General features: G+C 43.4%; 14 protein-coding genes. 5 read left to right on the plus strand and 9 right to left on the minus strand.

Features of this window, described 5'->3' with window-relative positions:
* The first annotated feature begins 66 nt into the window (after positions 1–66).
* The 4 genes from EDD68_RS07565 (at position 67) to EDD68_RS07580 (ending at position 5,273) form a co-directional block, all read left to right on the plus strand.
* Positions 67–1,146: an FUSC family protein gene (locus EDD68_RS07565; RefSeq protein ID WP_132371672.1), complete on the plus strand. Its 1,080-nt coding sequence runs from the start codon at positions 67–69 to the stop codon at positions 1,144–1,146.
* Between the two features lie 545 nt (positions 1,147–1,691).
* Complete coding sequence (locus tag EDD68_RS07570) at positions 1,692–2,063, plus strand: hypothetical protein (RefSeq protein WP_132371634.1); 372 nt, start codon at positions 1,692–1,694, stop codon at positions 2,061–2,063.
* Between the two features lie 224 nt (positions 2,064–2,287).
* A complete protein-coding gene (locus EDD68_RS07575; RefSeq protein ID WP_132371635.1) occupies positions 2,288–4,282 on the plus strand; it encodes a methyl-accepting chemotaxis protein in 1,995 nt (664 codons plus the stop codon).
* A gap of 319 nt (positions 4,283–4,601) precedes the next feature.
* Positions 4,602–5,273 (plus strand): hypothetical protein, encoded by a 672-nt coding sequence (locus EDD68_RS07580; protein WP_132371636.1) that lies wholly within the window; start codon positions 4,602–4,604, stop codon positions 5,271–5,273.
* A gap of 45 nt (positions 5,274–5,318) precedes the next feature.
* Here EDD68_RS07580 and lpdA read toward each other — a convergent pair whose 3' ends face one another.
* The 9 genes from lpdA to EDD68_RS07625 all read right to left on the minus strand — a co-directional run bounded on the left by lpdA (position 5,319) and on the right by EDD68_RS07625 (position 16,896).
* The gene (gene lpdA, locus EDD68_RS07585; RefSeq protein ID WP_132371637.1) at positions 5,319–6,728 is read right to left on the minus strand and encodes a dihydrolipoyl dehydrogenase; all 1,410 of its coding nucleotides are present in this window, start codon (positions 6,726–6,728) and stop codon (positions 5,319–5,321) included.
* A gap of 3 nt (positions 6,729–6,731) precedes the next feature.
* Entirely contained in the window at positions 6,732–8,006 is a 1,275-nt protein-coding gene (locus EDD68_RS07590; protein ID WP_132371638.1) for a dihydrolipoamide acetyltransferase family protein, read from the minus strand.
* 23 nt (positions 8,007–8,029) lie between these two features.
* On the minus strand, positions 8,030–9,007 hold the full coding sequence (locus EDD68_RS07595) for an alpha-ketoacid dehydrogenase subunit beta (protein WP_132371639.1): 978 nt from the start codon (positions 9,005–9,007) through the stop codon (positions 8,030–8,032).
* A 3-nt stretch (positions 9,008–9,010) separates the two neighbouring features.
* Positions 9,011–10,084, minus strand: coding sequence for a pyruvate dehydrogenase (acetyl-transferring) E1 component subunit alpha (pdhA, locus tag EDD68_RS07600; protein WP_207902557.1), 1,074 nt, complete (start codon positions 10,082–10,084; stop codon positions 9,011–9,013).
* 602 nt (positions 10,085–10,686) lie between these two features.
* Positions 10,687–12,120 (minus strand): aldehyde dehydrogenase family protein, encoded by a 1,434-nt coding sequence (locus EDD68_RS07605; RefSeq protein ID WP_132371641.1) that lies wholly within the window; start codon positions 12,118–12,120, stop codon positions 10,687–10,689.
* A gap of 32 nt (positions 12,121–12,152) precedes the next feature.
* On the minus strand, positions 12,153–13,193 hold the full coding sequence (locus tag EDD68_RS07610; protein WP_132371642.1) for a homoserine dehydrogenase: 1,041 nt from the start codon (positions 13,191–13,193) through the stop codon (positions 12,153–12,155).
* Positions 13,194–13,361: 168 nt separating this feature from the next.
* Positions 13,362–14,585 (minus strand): cystathionine gamma-synthase family protein, encoded by a 1,224-nt coding sequence (locus EDD68_RS07615; protein WP_132371643.1) that lies wholly within the window; start codon positions 14,583–14,585, stop codon positions 13,362–13,364.
* A 54-nt stretch (positions 14,586–14,639) separates the two neighbouring features.
* A complete protein-coding gene (locus tag EDD68_RS07620) occupies positions 14,640–15,620 on the minus strand; it encodes a cyclodeaminase (RefSeq protein ID WP_132371644.1) in 981 nt (326 codons plus the stop codon).
* Positions 15,607–16,896, minus strand: a complete 1,290-nt coding sequence (locus EDD68_RS07625) for a M24 family metallopeptidase (protein ID WP_132371673.1) — start codon at positions 16,894–16,896, stop codon at positions 15,607–15,609. The genes EDD68_RS07620 and EDD68_RS07625 overlap by 14 nt, the downstream gene beginning before the upstream one ends.
* A gap of 297 nt (positions 16,897–17,193) precedes the next feature.
* Between EDD68_RS07625 and eutB the strand changes: the two genes are divergently transcribed.
* Positions 17,194–18,180, plus strand: coding sequence for a hydroxyectoine utilization dehydratase EutB (gene eutB / locus EDD68_RS07630; protein WP_132371645.1), 987 nt, complete (start codon positions 17,194–17,196; stop codon positions 18,178–18,180).
* Positions 18,181–18,184 lie beyond the last annotated feature (4 nt).

Here is an 18,184-nt window from a genome sequence, read left to right on the forward strand (position 1 = left end):
AATCGACGTTTTTTTACAATCAACGTTAAATATTCAAAATATAGAATCAGGTGAATACAGATGAGAATGATTCAGTCATATCGACGTTTTTTACCGATCCCGATCGGAAGTCGCACCTTAAAAACCGGAATATCGGTTTTTATAACGGCACTGATTTGCCAGCTTTTGCATTTGCCTGTTATTTTTGCTGTCATCACGGCGATTGTTACCGTTGAACATACCGCCTTTGACTCCATCCGAAAAGCAATGATTCGTTTTCCAGCATCAGCGATTGGCGCATTTCTTGCCGTATCATTTTACGGACTATTCGGAAAAAGTGCCATCACGTATGCCCTTGCTGCCATGATGACAATTGCGGTATGCCATAAGCTGAAATTAGATGAGGGAATCGTAGTTGCGACCTTAACCGCTGTTGCCATGATTCCTGAGTTCCAGAGTAACTATCTTGTTTCTTTCTTTGTCAGATTAGGAACTACATCCATCGGCATCATCGTTTCTACAGCCGTTAATTTCTTTTTATTACCGCCGGATTATACCAAAAATATTTATAAAAATGTATCTGATTTATATCAGCTCACCGCTCATCTTCTTGTTCAAACATCCCGATGGCTGTTTAAAGAAGACCATATAAAAAAACATCGTCTTGATCTGTCATATAAGCAAATTACCCGAGAAATGGAACAAACGTATAAATGGATACAGTATCAGCGGGAAGAATGGAAATATCACAAACATTCTAAAAATGAAATGAAGGTATTTCAGCATGCTCAAAAGAAACTAAACCTGTTGCAGCAGATTTTATATCATCTTGGCAATCTCCATTATATTCAATTAAAGGAACATTCATTTAAACAGGAAGAAAAAAAATTACTGCAGAGCATTGTGTATTCCATCAGTGTCATTCTGAAAACACCGGATCATCATATTCCAGATGAACATTTTAAAAAAATAAAGCAACTGGATGAGGAATTCTGGCACTGGAAAGAAGAACATGTATGTCAGACTCCGGAAAAATATCAACACCATTTTCCCCCGGAAACCATTGTGTTATATGAAATTTTATGCCTGCATGATGTACTAGAAGAATTACATCAATTAGCAAATAACAGGGATCAAATCAATGTAGATGACAGCAACAACTCTTGAAAGACTTGGTCACATCTCGAATCGAAAAGAACATAAGCGGAGATTCACTTCCCTGCTACTTTTTTTCATCTCCGGGACTATATGACCATTTGGGAAAACCACAGATGACCAAGGTAAATGCAGCCATAGGAAAGGAAAACATAAAACACCCTGAGTCCCGGATGAAACCTGAACGTTTTTCCTATATAAAAAGCAATGGTGAAAAACCAGATAAATAACAATATTTTCATAATTATATGGTCTTTGTTCGACATATGAATGATAAGCAAATAGAAACTCCAGACAATGAACAGAATTTGGATATACACCCATTTCTTCATTTCCTGTACCACCCTCTTTCCACCAATAAATTCATTCTTCTGTTTCTAAAAACTTGATTGTTATCTGACGGAAAAATAATGCATTTCCTTAAAACGGGCTAGTATAGTATATGTAAATGTTAAAGTGGTATTTTTCAATTATGTAACATTTTGTTTACAAGGTCTTTTGGCCCAGAAATATCTGGTAGAATAATAACAAATGAAATGATAATGAAGGGGATTTAAATGGAGAAAGCATGGGCTTCACTTGGTGTTCTTTTGCTGTTATTTTCAAATTCATGTACGGGCCAGCAAACACCTGCACACGCTGTGAAATTTGAATCTGAAGAGTATCAGATGATCTTTATATCGGATAATCAGCACCGTGAAAGCCAGGAAGAATACCTCGATGCCATTCTGGAAATCCAAAACAGCGACGGCTTTAATCAGTTTCAGTGGAGGCAGAAAATATTAAAAAAGGGCGAATTTCCAGATTTATCCTTCAGCAGCTTTCCGGCTTTGATCATCATGAAAGATGGACAAGTGCTCAAGTCCATTTCCGGTGATCAGCCAGGGGAAGTGATTATCAGTCAAGTTCTTGAACTGTTTTCTGAATAACCTCATTTAACCCAGTTATATAAATTTTTGAGGCGATAGTCCCGAATCCTGAATGACGGATTCGGGATTTTTTTGCTATTGGAGGGGTAAATAGGGGGATAATCGCACAAAAAAATGACTATTTCATGATATAATGAAAAATGTGACAAATTTCTATCTATTTCAGGGTGGGACTGGGTTTCGAAAATTTCGTAAAAAGAGAAAAAAAGGGGGACATTTTATACATGTTAAATAGTATCAAGACAAAGATCATCTTCACATTTACATTGCTATTTATTCTCGTTCTCGCATCCGTATCTACAATTACGTACATAAGTACAAAGAGCTCTATTGAAGAAGAAATTAAAATCTCGGCTCAGGATTCTGTCCAGGAAATGAAACGAAATATCGAACTTTATCTGAAACATTACATGAATAGTATCGAACGTTATGCAAGAAATGAAGGTCTACAAAGCTTTATTAAAGATCAGATTAATGGTGAAGACACAAGTTTTGCGCCAATCAAAAATGACTTTGCCACCTATAATGAAACCTATCCTAATGTAGAGCTCACCTATTTTGGATTAAGCAATAAAACCTTCTATTCGGAACCCGAAATCGAACTCCCTGATGACTGGGACCCAACCTCACGCCCATGGTATCAGGTAGCGGCTGAAAACCCAAAACAGGTCGTGTTTACTGATCCTTACCAGGATGTTAATACAGGGGATTACATTGTCAGTTTAGCCCGTTCCATCCATGATCCAGTTACAGATGAACTGATTGGGGTTATGGCCAATGATATCACTCTGGAGGCTTTAACTAGCATTGTTACCGAAACGAATGTTGGATATGATGGATACCCAGTTCTTCTTGATCAAAACGGACTGGCTCTGGTGCACCCTTCTAAAAAAGGGGAAAATTTATCTGACTCCTCTTTGTTCAAAAAAATGAACGAAGGAGACAAAGAAACAGGACTAATTACGATTGGGGAAAACGATCAATTAATTGCCTATCATACGATTGCCGGAACCAACTGGAAAATTGGGGCTGTTTACTCAGAGAAAAATTTATTTGAATTGTCCCGTCATTTGTTACAGACTGTCATCATCATTTCTGCGGTTGCCATCGTGATCACTTTTATTGTTACGTATTTTATTTCAAGAAGTATCACAAACCCGCTGATCCGTATGAAAAACGAGGTTAACAAAGTCGCAGATGGTGATTTAACCGCAAATGTAAATATTCATTCAAAAGACGAGATTGGCCAGCTCGCTACGAACTTTAACCAGATGGTTCATAACGTTAAAGAATTAATTGAACATGTAAATCATTCTATTGAGAAAGTCAGCGAGTCATCAGAATCATTGAGTGCCATCTCAGAAGAAACGAGTGCTTCCGGTGAGGAAATCAACCGAGCAATTTCTGAAATTGCCAGCGGTGCAACAAAACAGGCAGAAGATGTTGAAAACACAAGGCAAAAAGTTTCTTCCCTGTCTGAACAAATTCAAAAAGTAAATCAGCAAAATGACCAAATGTTGAATCTATCTACCAGGGCGAATGAAGCCAATGAAACAGGACTGAATCAGATCACTCAACTCAGTGCAAAAACAGATGAATTCCAGAAAGTTATTTCTGAAGTTAGCAGTGTTATCAGCAGTCTCGTAAATCAGGTCAAAGCCATTGAAAGTGTCATTGATTCCATTACAGATATCTCTGAGCAAACCAATTTGCTTGCTTTAAATGCTAGTATTGAAGCTGCAAGAGCAGGAGAGCATGGTAAAGGCTTTGCTGTCGTTGCGGAAGAAGTGCGAAAGCTCGCCGAGCAGTCATCCAGAGCAACCGAGCAGGTGCGTCAGACGATTAATGGTATTGAAGAAGAAACACAAAAAGCTTTAAGAGAAATGGAACAAACCGAACAAATATCGAAAGAGCAGGATGAAGTAGTTAAGGATACAGAGGATGCCTTTAATACCATTGCTGATGTCATGCAGCAGATGATTACTTCTATCGAACAGGTAAGTGAAGAAGTCAAGCAAATGATTCAATTTGAAGAAAATGTAAGGGAATCTGTCGAAAATATTGCATCCGTTTCTGAAGAGTATGCCGCCTCAACAGAGGAAGTCACAGCCTCTACTGAAGAGACCATTAAGGCGATCAGTTCCATTTCAGAATCGGCAGAACAATTAAATGAATCCAGTCAGCGCCTGCAGGAAATGATTAATCGATTTAAGCTGTAGTCCACTCAGCAGGCATCAATCCAGGAAGCTGTCTCAGACATATCTTGTCTTTGAGGCAGCTTCTTTTTTTAACGGGTAAATTCCTAAAAAAAGATAGCTTCTTGTATAGCAGAGCTTTCAATGTTTATTCTAAAGGCAAGTACCGCAAAAGAGGATTTAGATTATGCTTGGCTGCTACATAACAGAAAATATTTCGAACAACTTTGACAAGTCCAACAGAAACGGTATCTATAGGTAAAACACACCTTTTCTCAGGTTATTAGCGCATACCTTTAGGTGATCACGCTTTTTCTTTGGGCGATTAGCTCCTTGCTTTGGGTTGTCACGCAGCCACCCTGGGCCATCAGCGCTCCTCCCTGGGCTGTCACGCAGCCACTTTGGGCCATTCGTTCTTTACCTTGGGCCGTTGCGCAGCCACTTTGGGCCATCAGCGCTCATCCCTGGGCTGTCACGCTCCCACTTTGGGCCATCAGCGCTCATCCTTGGGCTGTCACGCACCCACTTTGGGCCATCAGTGCTCCTCCCTGGGCTGTCACGCTCCCACTTTGGGCCATCAGCGCTCATCCTTGGGCCGTCACACTCCCACCCTGGGCCATCGGCGCTCCTCCCTGGGCTGTCACGCACCCACTTTGGGCCATTCGCACCTTACTTTGGGCCGTTGCGCTTTTCCTTTGGGTCATTCGCTCTTTACCTTGGGCCGTCACGCACCCATCTTGGGCCATCGCAGCACCAACTTGGGCCATTCGCACCTTACTTTGGGCCGTTGCGCTTTTCCTTTGGGTCATTCGCTCTTTACCTTGGGCCGTCGCGCACCCTCCCTGGGCCATCAGCGCTCATCCCTGGGCTGTCACGCACCCACTTTGGGCCATCGCAGCACCAACTTGGGCCGTCACGCTCCCACTTTGGGCCATCAGTGCTCCTCCTTGGGCCGTCACGCTCCCACTTTGGGCCATTCGCATCTTCCTTTGGGGGACCAGAGGATTTACTGTAGCAAAAAAAGCATCCCCAAAAGGGGGATGCCTGTTTATCGTTAAACTTATTTAACAATGTGAATCGGTGTGCCAAGAGCTACCTCAGCAGCTTCCATGGTAATCTCACCTAATGTTGGGTGAGCATGTATTGTAAGGGCTAAGTCTTCTGCTGTCATGCCTGCTTCAATGGCAAGGCCAAGTTCTGCGATCATATCACTTGCATTTGGACCGGCAACCTGGGCACCAATCACCAGACCATCCTCTTTTCTAGTTACCAGTTTCACAAATCCGTCAGTATCATTTAGTGACAGCGCACGTCCATTTGCTGCAAATGGGAATTTCGCTACTTCCACATCGTATCCAGCTTCTTTTGCTTCTTTATCTGTATAGCCTACGCTGGCCAGTTCAGGATCTGAGAAGACAACGGCTGGAATGCCAATATAGTCAATTTCAGATTTTTCGCCGCTAATGGCTTCAGCCGCAATCTTACCTTCGTAAGAGGCTTTATGTGCCAGAGGCGGTCCGGCTACAATGTCACCAATAGCGTAAATGTTATCGATATTGGTGCGGCACTGTTTATCAATCTTAATCAGACCCCTATCGTCCATTTCAACGCCTACCTGTTCAAGGCCAAGTTCATCCGTGTTTGGACGGCGGCCTACGGTAACCAGTACGTAATCGGCGTCAACCGTATCTTCTTTTCCTTTAGCTTCATACGTAACCGTTACGCCATTGTCTTTTTCCTCTACACCTTTTGCCATCGCATTCGTAATCACTGTTACGCCTTTTTTCTTCAGACGGCGTTTGACGATGGATGTCATATCTTTCGGGAATCCGCCCAAAATTTCATTGGCACCTTCCAGTATCGTTACTTCTGTGCCGAAGTTTGCATAGGCCGTACCCAGTTCAGTACCAATATAGCCGCCACCGATCACGACCATCTTTTTCGGGATTTCATTGAGATTTAAAGCACCAGTTGAATCCAATACCCGATCAGAAAATTTGAACGCTGGAATTTCAATCGGACGAGAACCGGTTGCAATAATACAATTGTTAAATTTATAGGTCTGTGAATTTTTTTCATCCATTACACGGACGGTGTTTTTATCTACAAAATAGGCTTCACCTTTAATGATATCTACTTTGTTTCCTTTTAGCAGGCTTTCGACACCACCGGTAAGCTTCTTCACAATGCTTTCTTTCCACTTTTGAACTTTGGAAAAGTCAACCTTTACATTTTCCGCTGTGATTCCCATATCATCGGAATGCTGTGCATGTTCGTAGCGATGGCTGGCAGAAATCAAAGCTTTAGATGGGATACAGCCAACATTTAAGCAAACTCCACCAAGGTTCCCTTTATCTACAATGGTCACCTTTTGTCCAAGCTGAGCTGCACGAATCGCAGCAACATAACCGCCAGGTCCAGCACCTACGACAAGAGTATCAAGTTCAATTGGAAAATCTCCTACAACCATATTTTACGCCTCCATCATCATTAATTGTGGATCATTGAGCAATCGTTTCATATGATTTAATGCAAGCTGAGCTGTTGCACCATCAATCATGCGATGGTCAAAGCTTAAAGAAAGTGCCAGTACAGGAGCTACAACAACTTCACCATTACGTACTACCGGTTTTTCCGCAATACGTCCAATTCCAAGAATAGCTACTTCTGGGTGGTTGATGACCGGTGTAAACCACTGACCACCAGCGGAACCAATATTCGTAATGGAACAAGATGCTCCCTTCATTTCTTCTGGTGACAGTTTTCCGCTGCGGGCTTTTTCAGCCAGTTCATTGATTTCAGCAGAAATTTCAAACACGGATTTACGGTCTGCGTCTTTCACAACCGGAACAAGCAGACCTCGGTCAGTGTCCGCCGCAATTCCAATATTATAGTAGTGCTTATGGATAATTTCTTCTGTTTCGTCGTCAAATGAAGTGTTTAAAATCGGGTATTTCTTCAACGTTGAAACCAGAGCTTTTACCACATAAGGCAAATAGGTCAGTTTAATATTTTGTTCGGCTGCCACTTCTTTAAACTTCCTGCGGTGTGCAACTAGCTCTGTTACGTCCACGTCATCCATTAGTGTAACATGAGGAGCGGTATGTTTGGAAGTCACCATCGCTTTTGCGATTGCCCGGCGAATTCCGCTCATCTTTTCACGTGTTTCCGGATACTCACCTTGTGGTGCAGCCGGCTGTTTGATTTCTGGTGTTTCGGAAGCTCTTTCTTCCTGAACAGGTGATTCGACTGCTTGATCACCTTTTAAGTACTGGTCGATATCTTCCTTTAAAATCCGGCCATTTTTTCCTGATCCAGTGATCAGGCGAATATCAACGCCGTTATCACGTGCATATTTTCGTACCGATGGCATAGCGATTACTCTCTTATTGTCGGTGTCCTGCTCTTTCTCGCTGGCTGTTTCTTTTTCTATTTTTGGTTCTTCTTGTTTAGGTTCCTCGGATTTAACATCATCACTCTTATCCTGTTCTACCTCCGCTGTTTCATACCCTTCTGCATCAATGGTGATGATGGTATCGCCAACAACCGCCACTTCCCCTTCCTGTACCTTAATATCCTTAACGGTCCCTTCAACAGGCGATGGGATTTCCACAACGGCTTTATCATTCTGAACTTCACAGAGAACATCATCTTCTTTCACTTCATCTCCCGGCTTGACAAACCATTTGACAATTTCGCCTTCGTGAATACCCTCACCAATGTCCGGCAATTTAAATTCAAAGGCCACAAAGATTCCCTCCTATCATTCCATTAAAAGTTTATTGCTGCTTTCGCTTTTTCTACGATGTCCTTATAATTTGGAAGCCATACTTCTTCTGCTTCAGAGAACGGGTAAACGGTGTCAGGAGCAGCTACACGATATACAGGAGCCTCCAGGTGGAGAATAGCACGTTCCTGAATTTCTGCAACAACATTGGCAGCAATACCTGCCTGACGCTGGGCTTCCTGAATGACTACCGCACGGTTCGTTTTCTTGACCGATTCTACAATGGTATCCACATCAATCGGGCTTACCGTACGCAGGTCAATCACTTCTGCACTGATGCCTTCCTTTTCCAGTTCTTCTGCCGCTTTTAATGCTGAATGAACCATCGCACCGTAAGCAATCAGGGAAATATCTTTTCCTTCCCGCTTAATATCCGCTTTCCCGAGTTCAATCGTATATTCTCCTTCCGGCACTTCTTCTCGGAAGGAGCGGTAAAGTTTCATGTGTTCTAAGAAGATCACCGGGTCATTATCGCGAATAGAAGAAATTAAAAGACCTTTAGCATCATACGGTGTTGATGGAATAACTACTTTTAATCCCGGCTGTTGTGCCACAAGACCTTCTAAACTGTCGGCATGTAATTCTGGTGTATGTACACCGCCTCCAAAAGGAGAACGAATGGTCATTGGTGCACTTTTTGTATTACCGGAACGGAATCTCATTCGGGCTGCCTGACCACTAATGGCATCCATTGCTTCATACACGAAGCCAAAGAACTGGATCTCAGGCACAGGACGAAAGCCTTGAAGGACAAGACCGTTAGCAAGACCAATTATGCCGGATTCAGCAAGAGGGGTATCAAATACCCGATCTTCTCCGAATTCTTCCTGCAGACCTTCAGTAGCACGGAAAACTCCGCCGTTTTGGCCCACATCTTCACCGAAGACCAGCACATTTTCATCATTTTTTAATTCAACGCGCAGTGCATCCGTAATCGCCTGAATCATCGTCATTTGTGCCATGATCTACTTCGACTCCTTTACTTTATATTCTTCCATTTGCTCTTCCAGGTTAGATGGAAGTTCTTCATACATAATAGAAATTAAATCGGTCACTTTTTGTTTTGGAGTTTCGTCGGCTTTTTTAATTGCCGCCTTCACATCTTCTTTTGCCTTTTCGATTACTTTGTTCTCTTCTTCTTCTGACCATAAACCTTTGCTTTCTAGATATTTACGGAAACGGACAAGAGGATCTTTTCTCTCCCATTCATTTTCCGTATCCTTTGTACGATATCGGGTTGGATCGTCTCCTGCCATGGTATGCGGACCATAACGGAATGTAATCGTTTCGATCAGAGTTGGTCCTTCCCCATTCACAGCACGCTCACGGGCATCTTTTGTCACTTTATAAACAGCGAGAACATCCATGCCATCAACCTGTACTCCCGGAATACCTGCTGCTACTGCTTTTTGTGCAATTGTTCTTGCGGCTGTCTGCTTTTCCACAGGTACAGAAATCGCATACTGGTTATTTTGTACAACAAAGATAGCCGGAGCCTGATAAGCACCTGCAAAGTTGATCCCCTCATAAAAATCACCCTGGGAAGAACCTCCGTCACCTGTGTACGTGAAGGCAACAGCTTTTTCACCCCGGCGCTTCAGTCCCAGTGCAACACCGGCTGCCTGGGTAATCTGCGCACCGATAATAATCTGTGGGCTAAGGGCATTTACTCCTTCTGGCATCTGATTCCCATGAAAATGTCCACGGGAGAACAGAAATGCCTGATATAATGGCAAACCGTGCCAGATTAACTGCGGAATATCCCTGTATGCGGGCAACAGAAAATCTTCTTTCTCCATGGCATAATGGCTTCCCAGCATGGATGCTTCCTGACCTGCTGTAGGCGCATAAAACCCGAGGCGTCCCTGGCGGTTCAGGGCAATGGAGCGCTGATCCAGGATACGGGTGTAAACCATACGGGTCATCAACTCTTTAAGATCATCATCAGATAGGTCCGGCATCGCATCTTCATTGATCACTTTGCCTTCTTCATTCAAAATTTGAAACATTTCAAATTGGTTTTCAATCTTCTCTAACATGTTATTCAATTTCTTCACCTCTTCCTTTCCCAATAGAATATCCATCCATAGAATGGCCAAAAAAATAGGTTGAGATCACATCATATCCTGCTTGTTTTACCCGTAATCCCTGTTTTCATGCAAAACGATTTAAACTGTTTTAATCAAATATAAAAATATATTAGTACAATACATCTGTATGTAGTTTATCCTAAATGAGCAATCGTCGTCAAACACTTTATTTATCATAAACTTTTCACAATTGGTGTATTATAACAACCATTCAAACTAACAATCTGTATTATTCCAGAATTAGAACTGTATTATTATTCAGCAGCTACGATCTCGGCTCGATTCTGGGTGTCCACCCATTCAACTATAACTTTTCCAAAAACAAACATTTCAAACATCACGAAACTTCCGGAAAAAATATGTCCGTTTTTTCAATTGACTCATGTTTTCCTTTATAACTTACACTTCTCTTGCCAGCTCGAAAACAATCTACCAGATTCGGGAACGATAGCTCTTTTTCTTGATCAAAAATGAAACCGCCTATTATAGGCGGTCTTCATCATAGCCCTCAGTTACGTCTGTTAGCCAAAGTATACTACTCAATGATTTCTCTATATATTAAAACAAACCACTTTCTTCTCGGTCATGTCTTCGATGGCAAATTTCACGCCTTCCCTGCCCACTCCAGAACTCTTTGTGCCCCCAAATGGCATGCTGTCGATCCGAAAGTCACTGCTGTCATTAATCATTACCCCGCCAACCTCCAGCTGGCGGATCGCATAAAAAGCCTTCTGAACATTGTTTGTAAAAATGCCTGCATGAAGCCCGTAATTGGCTCGATTGGACTGGTCTATCGCTTCTTTTAAACCAGAAACTTTCTCAATTGAAACAACCGGGCCAAACGCTTCTTCTTGAAACAATCTACTTTGTTCTGGCACATCCGTCAGGACAGTGGGCAAATAAAATGAACCTTCACGTTTCCCTCCACAGAGTATTCGGGCTCCCCCTGATGCTGCCTCATCTACCCATAATTCCACCCGTTTTGCTTCGTCTTCATTAATCATTGGTCCCATGTCTGTATCCTCTGACATTTTATCACCGACCCGCAATGTTAAGGTTTTCTGAACAAACTGATCAAGAAAATCTTCAAATACCGCATCTTCAACGTAAATTCTTTGAACCCCTATGCAATTTTGTCCTGCTGCTGAAAAAGCTCCGGACACACTGGATTCTACAGCCCGATTCAAATTTGCGTCTTCCAAAACAATGACAGGAGAATTGGATCCGAGTTCCATACTGACTTTTTTAGGGCCGGCTATACGGGTAATTTCTGTACCGGCATGAAGCCCTCCTGTAAAGGATACTTTTCCAACATATGGGTGTGTGACAAGATTACGGCCGATTTCACTTCCGTAACCCGTAACAACAGATAAAACCTCTGGTGGAAGCCCCGCTTTTATAAATGCCTCCGCCAGCAACAGTGCACTGAGGGGAGTGGCAGAAGCTGGTTTTACAATGATGGCATTGCCTGAGGCTATGGCTGGTCCGACTTTGTGGGCTACTAAATTGAGGGGATCATTAAAAGGAGTAATAGCTGTGACAATGCCTACAGGAAAATAATAGTAATAGCCAATGCGGTTTTCATTTCCCGGCATTTGATCGAATGCAATCGTTTCACCATTGATTCTTCGCGCTTCTTCTGCACTGATGCGCAACGTTTCCATGCAGCGAAACACTTCTTTCCTTGCTTCCTTAATGGTTTTACTCCCTTCTCTGGCAATGGTCCTGGCAAAACGTTCTTTTTCCTCTTCAACCTGGTCTGCCGTACGGTTTAAAATGGACATCCGTTCATGGACAGACATTTTTTGAGCAATCTTTGCTCCCTCTCTGGCTTTTTCAACTGCCAGGCAGGCGTCCCGAGCGGTTGCGGCAGGAACTGTATCGATTAAACTATGATCCTGCGGGTCTTTTACCTCGATCACGCTATCACACATGACCCATTTGCCACCAATAAGCATCTGGCGTGCCGATGTTTTCCCCGTCATCCTGGAAACCACCTTTCTAAAAAAATTCAGATTTACAGATTGCCCCGTTCCATATTGATTAAGTCGATGAGCAGTGAAAAACCTGTTTCTCTACGTCCTGCCCCTGAACCGATTAGCGTTACAGGACCCATTAAATCGCTAACATAGGTGATGGCATTGGCAGCACCGGATATTCCGGCGAGGGGATCTTCCAGAGGCAATTTGACAGGGGAAACAAAAGCCCTCAACCCTTCCTTTTCTTTTTTAATTTCAGCAAGCATTTTCCACCGTTTCCCCTCTTGTGATGCTTTCTGAAGGTCTGCAGGGGATAATCTAGAAATTCCTTTACGCACAACCTGTTGGCAGGTAAGGGATTCGTCCATGACTATCCTCGCAAGAATCAAAACTTTATATACAGCATCATAACCTTCCACATCGCTCGTTGGGTCCGCTTCAGCATAACCGAGTTCCTGTGCAATCTGTAAAGCTTCCTCATATGTCAGTCCTTCTTCCATTCGGGTTAAAATATAATTGGACGTTCCATTCAAAATTCCACGAATCTCCTTGATCTCACTTCCTGCCAGTGACACCCGAGGCATGCGGAGAGCTGGAGTGCCACTCATCACTGTTCCTTCTATCCCCCATTGAACCCCTCGCTCTTTCGCAAGTGCCGAAAGTTCCTGATAAGCGAGTGCGACGGGACCTTTATTGCTTGTAACAACATGTTTTCCCCTTTGAAAAGCCCTGCGGCAATGTTCGATGGCTGGCTGACCAGTCTGAACATCAGTATAGGTGATTTCCACGATCGTATCGGCATTACTGTTTTCAATGGTTTCAAAACTGTTCCAGCCCCGAATTAACCCCGGCGTATCCGGATAATCATTTAATGTACCCGTATTCCTGATTGTCTCCAGAGCTAATTGAAGATTCAATCCATCCGGATGATAAATCGAACCTTTCATCTGATCAGAAATAGCTACAACACTTAGATCGATCCCTTCTTCTTCCCGAAGAATATCGTTTTTCTCGATCAATATTTCCGCAAACCCCTGTCCTACCGTGCCAAAACCAATTAAAGCTAATTTGTGGGGCATACTTTCATCCAACCTCCTTTTCGAAATGGTGGCCATACACCGATACTCCCGACATTCCTGGAAATAGATCAAAGACATGAAGTGCGGTTTTCTATATCAGGAAATCATAAATGAACGGTTGCGAAAAGTTGTCACGTATCATGTGTCATCAGTCTCTGAAAAACGGTTTTACACTGAATCGGAAGCATGATCGGTTTTGATGTTCAGATCGACCAGCGCCCCCTCCAGATCTTGAATTAAATCATCGGTATCTTCTATTCCGACCGAATAACGGACTAGTCCTTCAGGTATTCCCATTGCAGCTCTTTCTTCCTCACTGCATTCTACATGACTGCTGGTGCGGGGAGGGGCAGCAACTGTTTCAACCGCTCCCAGATTGGCAGCCAGATGTGCATATTTGAGGCGTGGTAGAAACATCCTCACTGCGTCCATTCCACCTTTTAAGGAAAAACTGAGAATCCCCCCAAAGCCGCGCATTTGTTTTCTGGCAATATCGTGTCCTTCATTTGATTCAAGACCAGGATAGTACACAGCTTCAACAAGGGGATGACTTTCAAGAAAACGGGCGATTTTCATGGCGCTTTCATTCTGTTGTTTAATACGGAGGTAGAGTGTTTTCATTCCTCTTAAAAGCATATAGGCTGCCATCGGGTGTAAAGTTGATCCATTAATTTCTCGAAAATGATCAATGATGTTAATGAGTTTTGCTGTACCACAAATGATACCTCCGAGCGCATCGGCATGACCTCCAAGATATTTGGTCGCACTGTGGAGAACAAGATCAGCTCCGAGAGTGAGGGGGGTTTGATTAATCGGTGTGGCAAAAGTGTTGTCAACAATGACAATAGCTCCAGCATCATGAGCAGCATCGATCAGGCGTTTTAAATCGAGGACTTTTAATGTAGGATTAGTCGGCGTCTCAAGGTATACGACGTTGCAGCCCCTGGCGATTTCTTTTTCCAGTTCTTCATGGTCCGTCGTATCACAGAGGGTTACGTCAACCTGAAAACGTGGGAGAAATTCCAGAAAAATTTTATTGGTGCCACCATACGTATCCTTCACAGAAACCACACGATCTCCCGGTGACAAAAGAGAAAAAAGGGTGTTGCTGATGGCAGCCATTCCGGTGGAAAAGCTGGTAGCCGCTTCGGCCCCTTCCAGATTACGGACTTTCTCTTCAAATACTTCAACAGTAGGATTCGAATTTCTGCCATAAATATGCCCCTTTTGTTTACCAAGGGCTACATCATGCCAGGAATCAATGTCTTCATATCCGAACGACACGCTGTGAACGATCGGGACCTGGGTGGCTCCTTGAAAAAAATATTCTTCTTCACCTCCCCATATGGTCCGAGTTCCCCAGCTGTCATTTTTATTTGATGAATTTGTCATATGAACACTCCCCTAAAATTTGTAGTTTCCTCAACATTCAAAGCGACTAACATCCTAATCCAATTTCATGCCCATATTCCTTGAACGTAACTCATGATAGGCAAAGTTAGCAATCGCTGTGTCCTGTGCGCCGGTGCCGGTTAAATCACAGACAGTAATCTGACCATCCTCTGTTCTTCCTTTTCGGACCCCGGAGGTCAGATCTCCCAGTTCAATCATGTCATCTTCTTGTGTAATGACTCCCGCTTCCAGACCATGGTGCAGTTCGCCAAGCCGGAAACACTGTTCTTTATGATCACAGACCAGAACATCTGCGTGGGTCAAAATCCCGGGGTCCAGTTCCTGCTTATGTTCAGCATCAGATCCCATCGCTGTAATGTGCAGTCCTGGATGAAGCCATTCCTGCTGAAGTAAAGGTTCCTTTGATGGTGTAGCTGTGACCACAACCTGACTGCGGTGGACCACATCTTTCGGACTCTCGGCGATATCTATATCTGCATGGACTGTTTTTTTCATGTTCCTGACCCATTTTTCCACACGTTCATTAGTACGGCCATATACCAGAACCTTTTTGAAATCACGAACCTGTTGCAGGGCATAAAGCTGATATCCTGCCTGGTTGCCCGAACCGATGATGCCGACCGTATGCACGTCTGTGGGGGCAAGGTATTTAGCAGAAACGGCTCCTGCGGCTGCTGTTCTCACATCGGTTAAATACCCATGATCCATCAGAATAGCCGCTGGCACACCTGTCTTAGCACAAATTAAAAGCATCATGCCATTTCCGCTTGGAAGACCCAGCTTCGGATTATCAAAAAAGCCTGAGGATATTTTGATGCAAAACAGGTCATAGCCTTTCAAATAAGCCGTTTTGATATCCACCTCCCCATTATATTCCTCAATATCAATCCGCATAACGGGAGGCATCACAGCATTCCCATTAGCTAGACTTGTAAATGCATCCTCTATGCCTGATATGGTTTCCCGGTTCACTTTCACCACCTTTTGTATATCTGACTGCTTAAAAATATTCATTAGGTTCACCTTCCTTTAGCAAGGGATCTTGTTTGTTGTTACGGTTCTGATTCATACCCTCATCAGAAATGACTTTCATATTGCTGACAGGAGTCTGGCGGAATCCATTGTCTTTTTTTATAAACTTGCGTGGAAAACAGGTCAGGGTTTCGATTCCATTTTCTGTTACCCGAAAGGTCTGACTGATTTCTACACCGCAATCATCCAGCCATATTCCAGGTATTAGGTGAAAAACCATATTAGGTTCGAGAATAGTTAGATCGCCCGGTCTCAGGCTGGCTGTACGTTCCCCCCAGTCCGGCGGATAACTGAGACCTGTGGAATACCCAATACGCGATTCCTTCTGATAACCATTTTTCTCGATGGACTTCCTCCAGATTCTTTCTACTTCCTCACATGTCATGCCAGGTTTGATCGAATCCAGTGTCTCATTTAACCCTTCGAGCACGACTTTTGAGAGATCCAATTCCCGGGGCGTGGGCGAATGGAGTACTACCGTACGCGCCATCGGACAGTGATATCGTTTGTAACATCCTGCCAGCTCGATGATGACAGAATCGCCGACTTTGTATCTGGAGTCCGACCAAGTCAAATGAGGTGTACTCGTTTGTTCACCCGAGGGCAGCATTGGGACAATAGCAGGGTAATCTCCGCCAAATTGGTCTGTACCGCTGATTTGTGCATGATAAATGTTTGCGACCACGTCACATTCCCTCACGCCGACATCGATCGTATCAACAGCTTTCTGCATTGCCAGATCTGCTAGAATTGCCGCTTTTCGAATATATTGGATTTCACAGGGCGATTTAATCAATCTTACCCAGTTCACAAGGACATTAGCATTTTTAAACCTGGCATCAGGAAGTCCTTTTCTCAGCCGTTCCATGCATGCTGCTGTAAAGTAATAAGCATCCATTTCTACCCCAATTGCGCTCTTGCTCTGCCCGATATCGGTTAAGATTTGGGCAATAAAATCCATTGGATGTCTACTTTCAGAATGAACATAATGATCGGCATATGGAATGATATGATTGTTGTCCAGCCAGGTTGTATACTCAGCTCCTTTCGCATCCATTCCCCTCCCGACCCAGAAAGGCTGGTCTTCATCAAGAATAATGATCAGCAATTGATGAACATAAAATGACCAGGCATCATAACCGGACAAATAATTCATGTTGGCTGGATCAGAGACTAATAGAACATCAATCCCTTCCGCTGCCATTTTTTCCTTCACATTCCTCAATCGTTCCTGATATTCCGCCAGTTCAAATGACAACACCACCAACACTCCCTTCCCGTTTCCTTCCGCTGAATGTCGAAAGGAACTCTCACTCATGAAATTTTTCCTTCATTTACATTCATCATATGAAAGATCATTGTAATCAGACAATATCAAAAATGAATGAAATTCTTTGCCAGTTTATAGACATTTTTTATCGATTTCTCATGATTCAGCATGACCGTCTCACAGCTTGGTCTCTCAATTACTTAAATAAATGAAAAAAATATAACATATAAATGTTCTATACCCCTTTTTACTTCCACATTTGAGACAATGAAAGGAGCAGGTGTTATGGTACGTTCTCCTCATGAACACATCACCATCCGCGACATCTGGGAAGCCCGGAATCGAATCAAGCCTTTCGTCCGAAAAACTCCCTTAATTCCATCCACAGGTCTAAAAGAACATACCAGTTCTCAAATTCATCTAAAATTAGAAAACCTCCAAAAGACTCACACCTTTAAAATCAGGGGGGCTGCTAATAAAATCTTAAGTCTGAGCGAAAAACAAAAGGAACTGGGGGTGACCACATTTTCCACAGGAAATCATGGCCTTGCTGTTGCCTTTGTTGCAAAGGAACTTGGAATTCGTGCTGTCATCTGTGTATCCAGAAAGGTTCCGACTGCAAAAATTGAATCCATTCGCAAGCTAGGAGCAGAGATCCTGTTCTGTGGAAACAGCCAGGATGATGCAGAATCCATGTGTTATCACCTTCAGGATGAAAAAGGTATGACCGTCGTGAAACCTTTTGATGATCCTTTTGTGATTGCCGGACAGGGAACCATTGGATTAGAAATCATGGAGCAGCTGCCCCGGGTAGACACAGTCATGATTCCCCTTTCTGGAGGGGGGCTTCTTTCAGGTGTTGCACTCGCTTTAAAAACGAACGATCCGAACATTCGTGTGATTGGTGTATCCATGGAAACATCCCCCGTGATGTATAAAAGCCTGAAAGCCGGAAAGCCCGTTGTCTTAGAGGAACAGGAAACACTGGCTGACAGCCTGCTCGGCGGGATTGGACAGAACAACCGCTATACGTTTCAGATGGTGCAAAAATATGCAGATGATGTGATTCTCATCCCTGAAAAGGATATCGCCCGTGGAATTGCTTATATGTTAAGAGAACATCGCTTCATTGTCGAAGGAGCAGCAGCTACATCAATCGGCGCCCTTTTAGATTACCGATTTAATCATGAATTTCAGGAGGCTGTCGCTTTGATCACAGGCCGCAATGTCGATCTTGATGTCATTTTAGACATTGCCCATTCCCATCTTTAGCTGT

Origin of the sequence: Melghiribacillus thermohalophilus, from assembly GCF_004342905.1 — a bacterium.
Lineage (GTDB): Bacteria > Bacillota > Bacilli > Bacillales > Alkalibacillaceae > Melghiribacillus > Melghiribacillus thermohalophilus.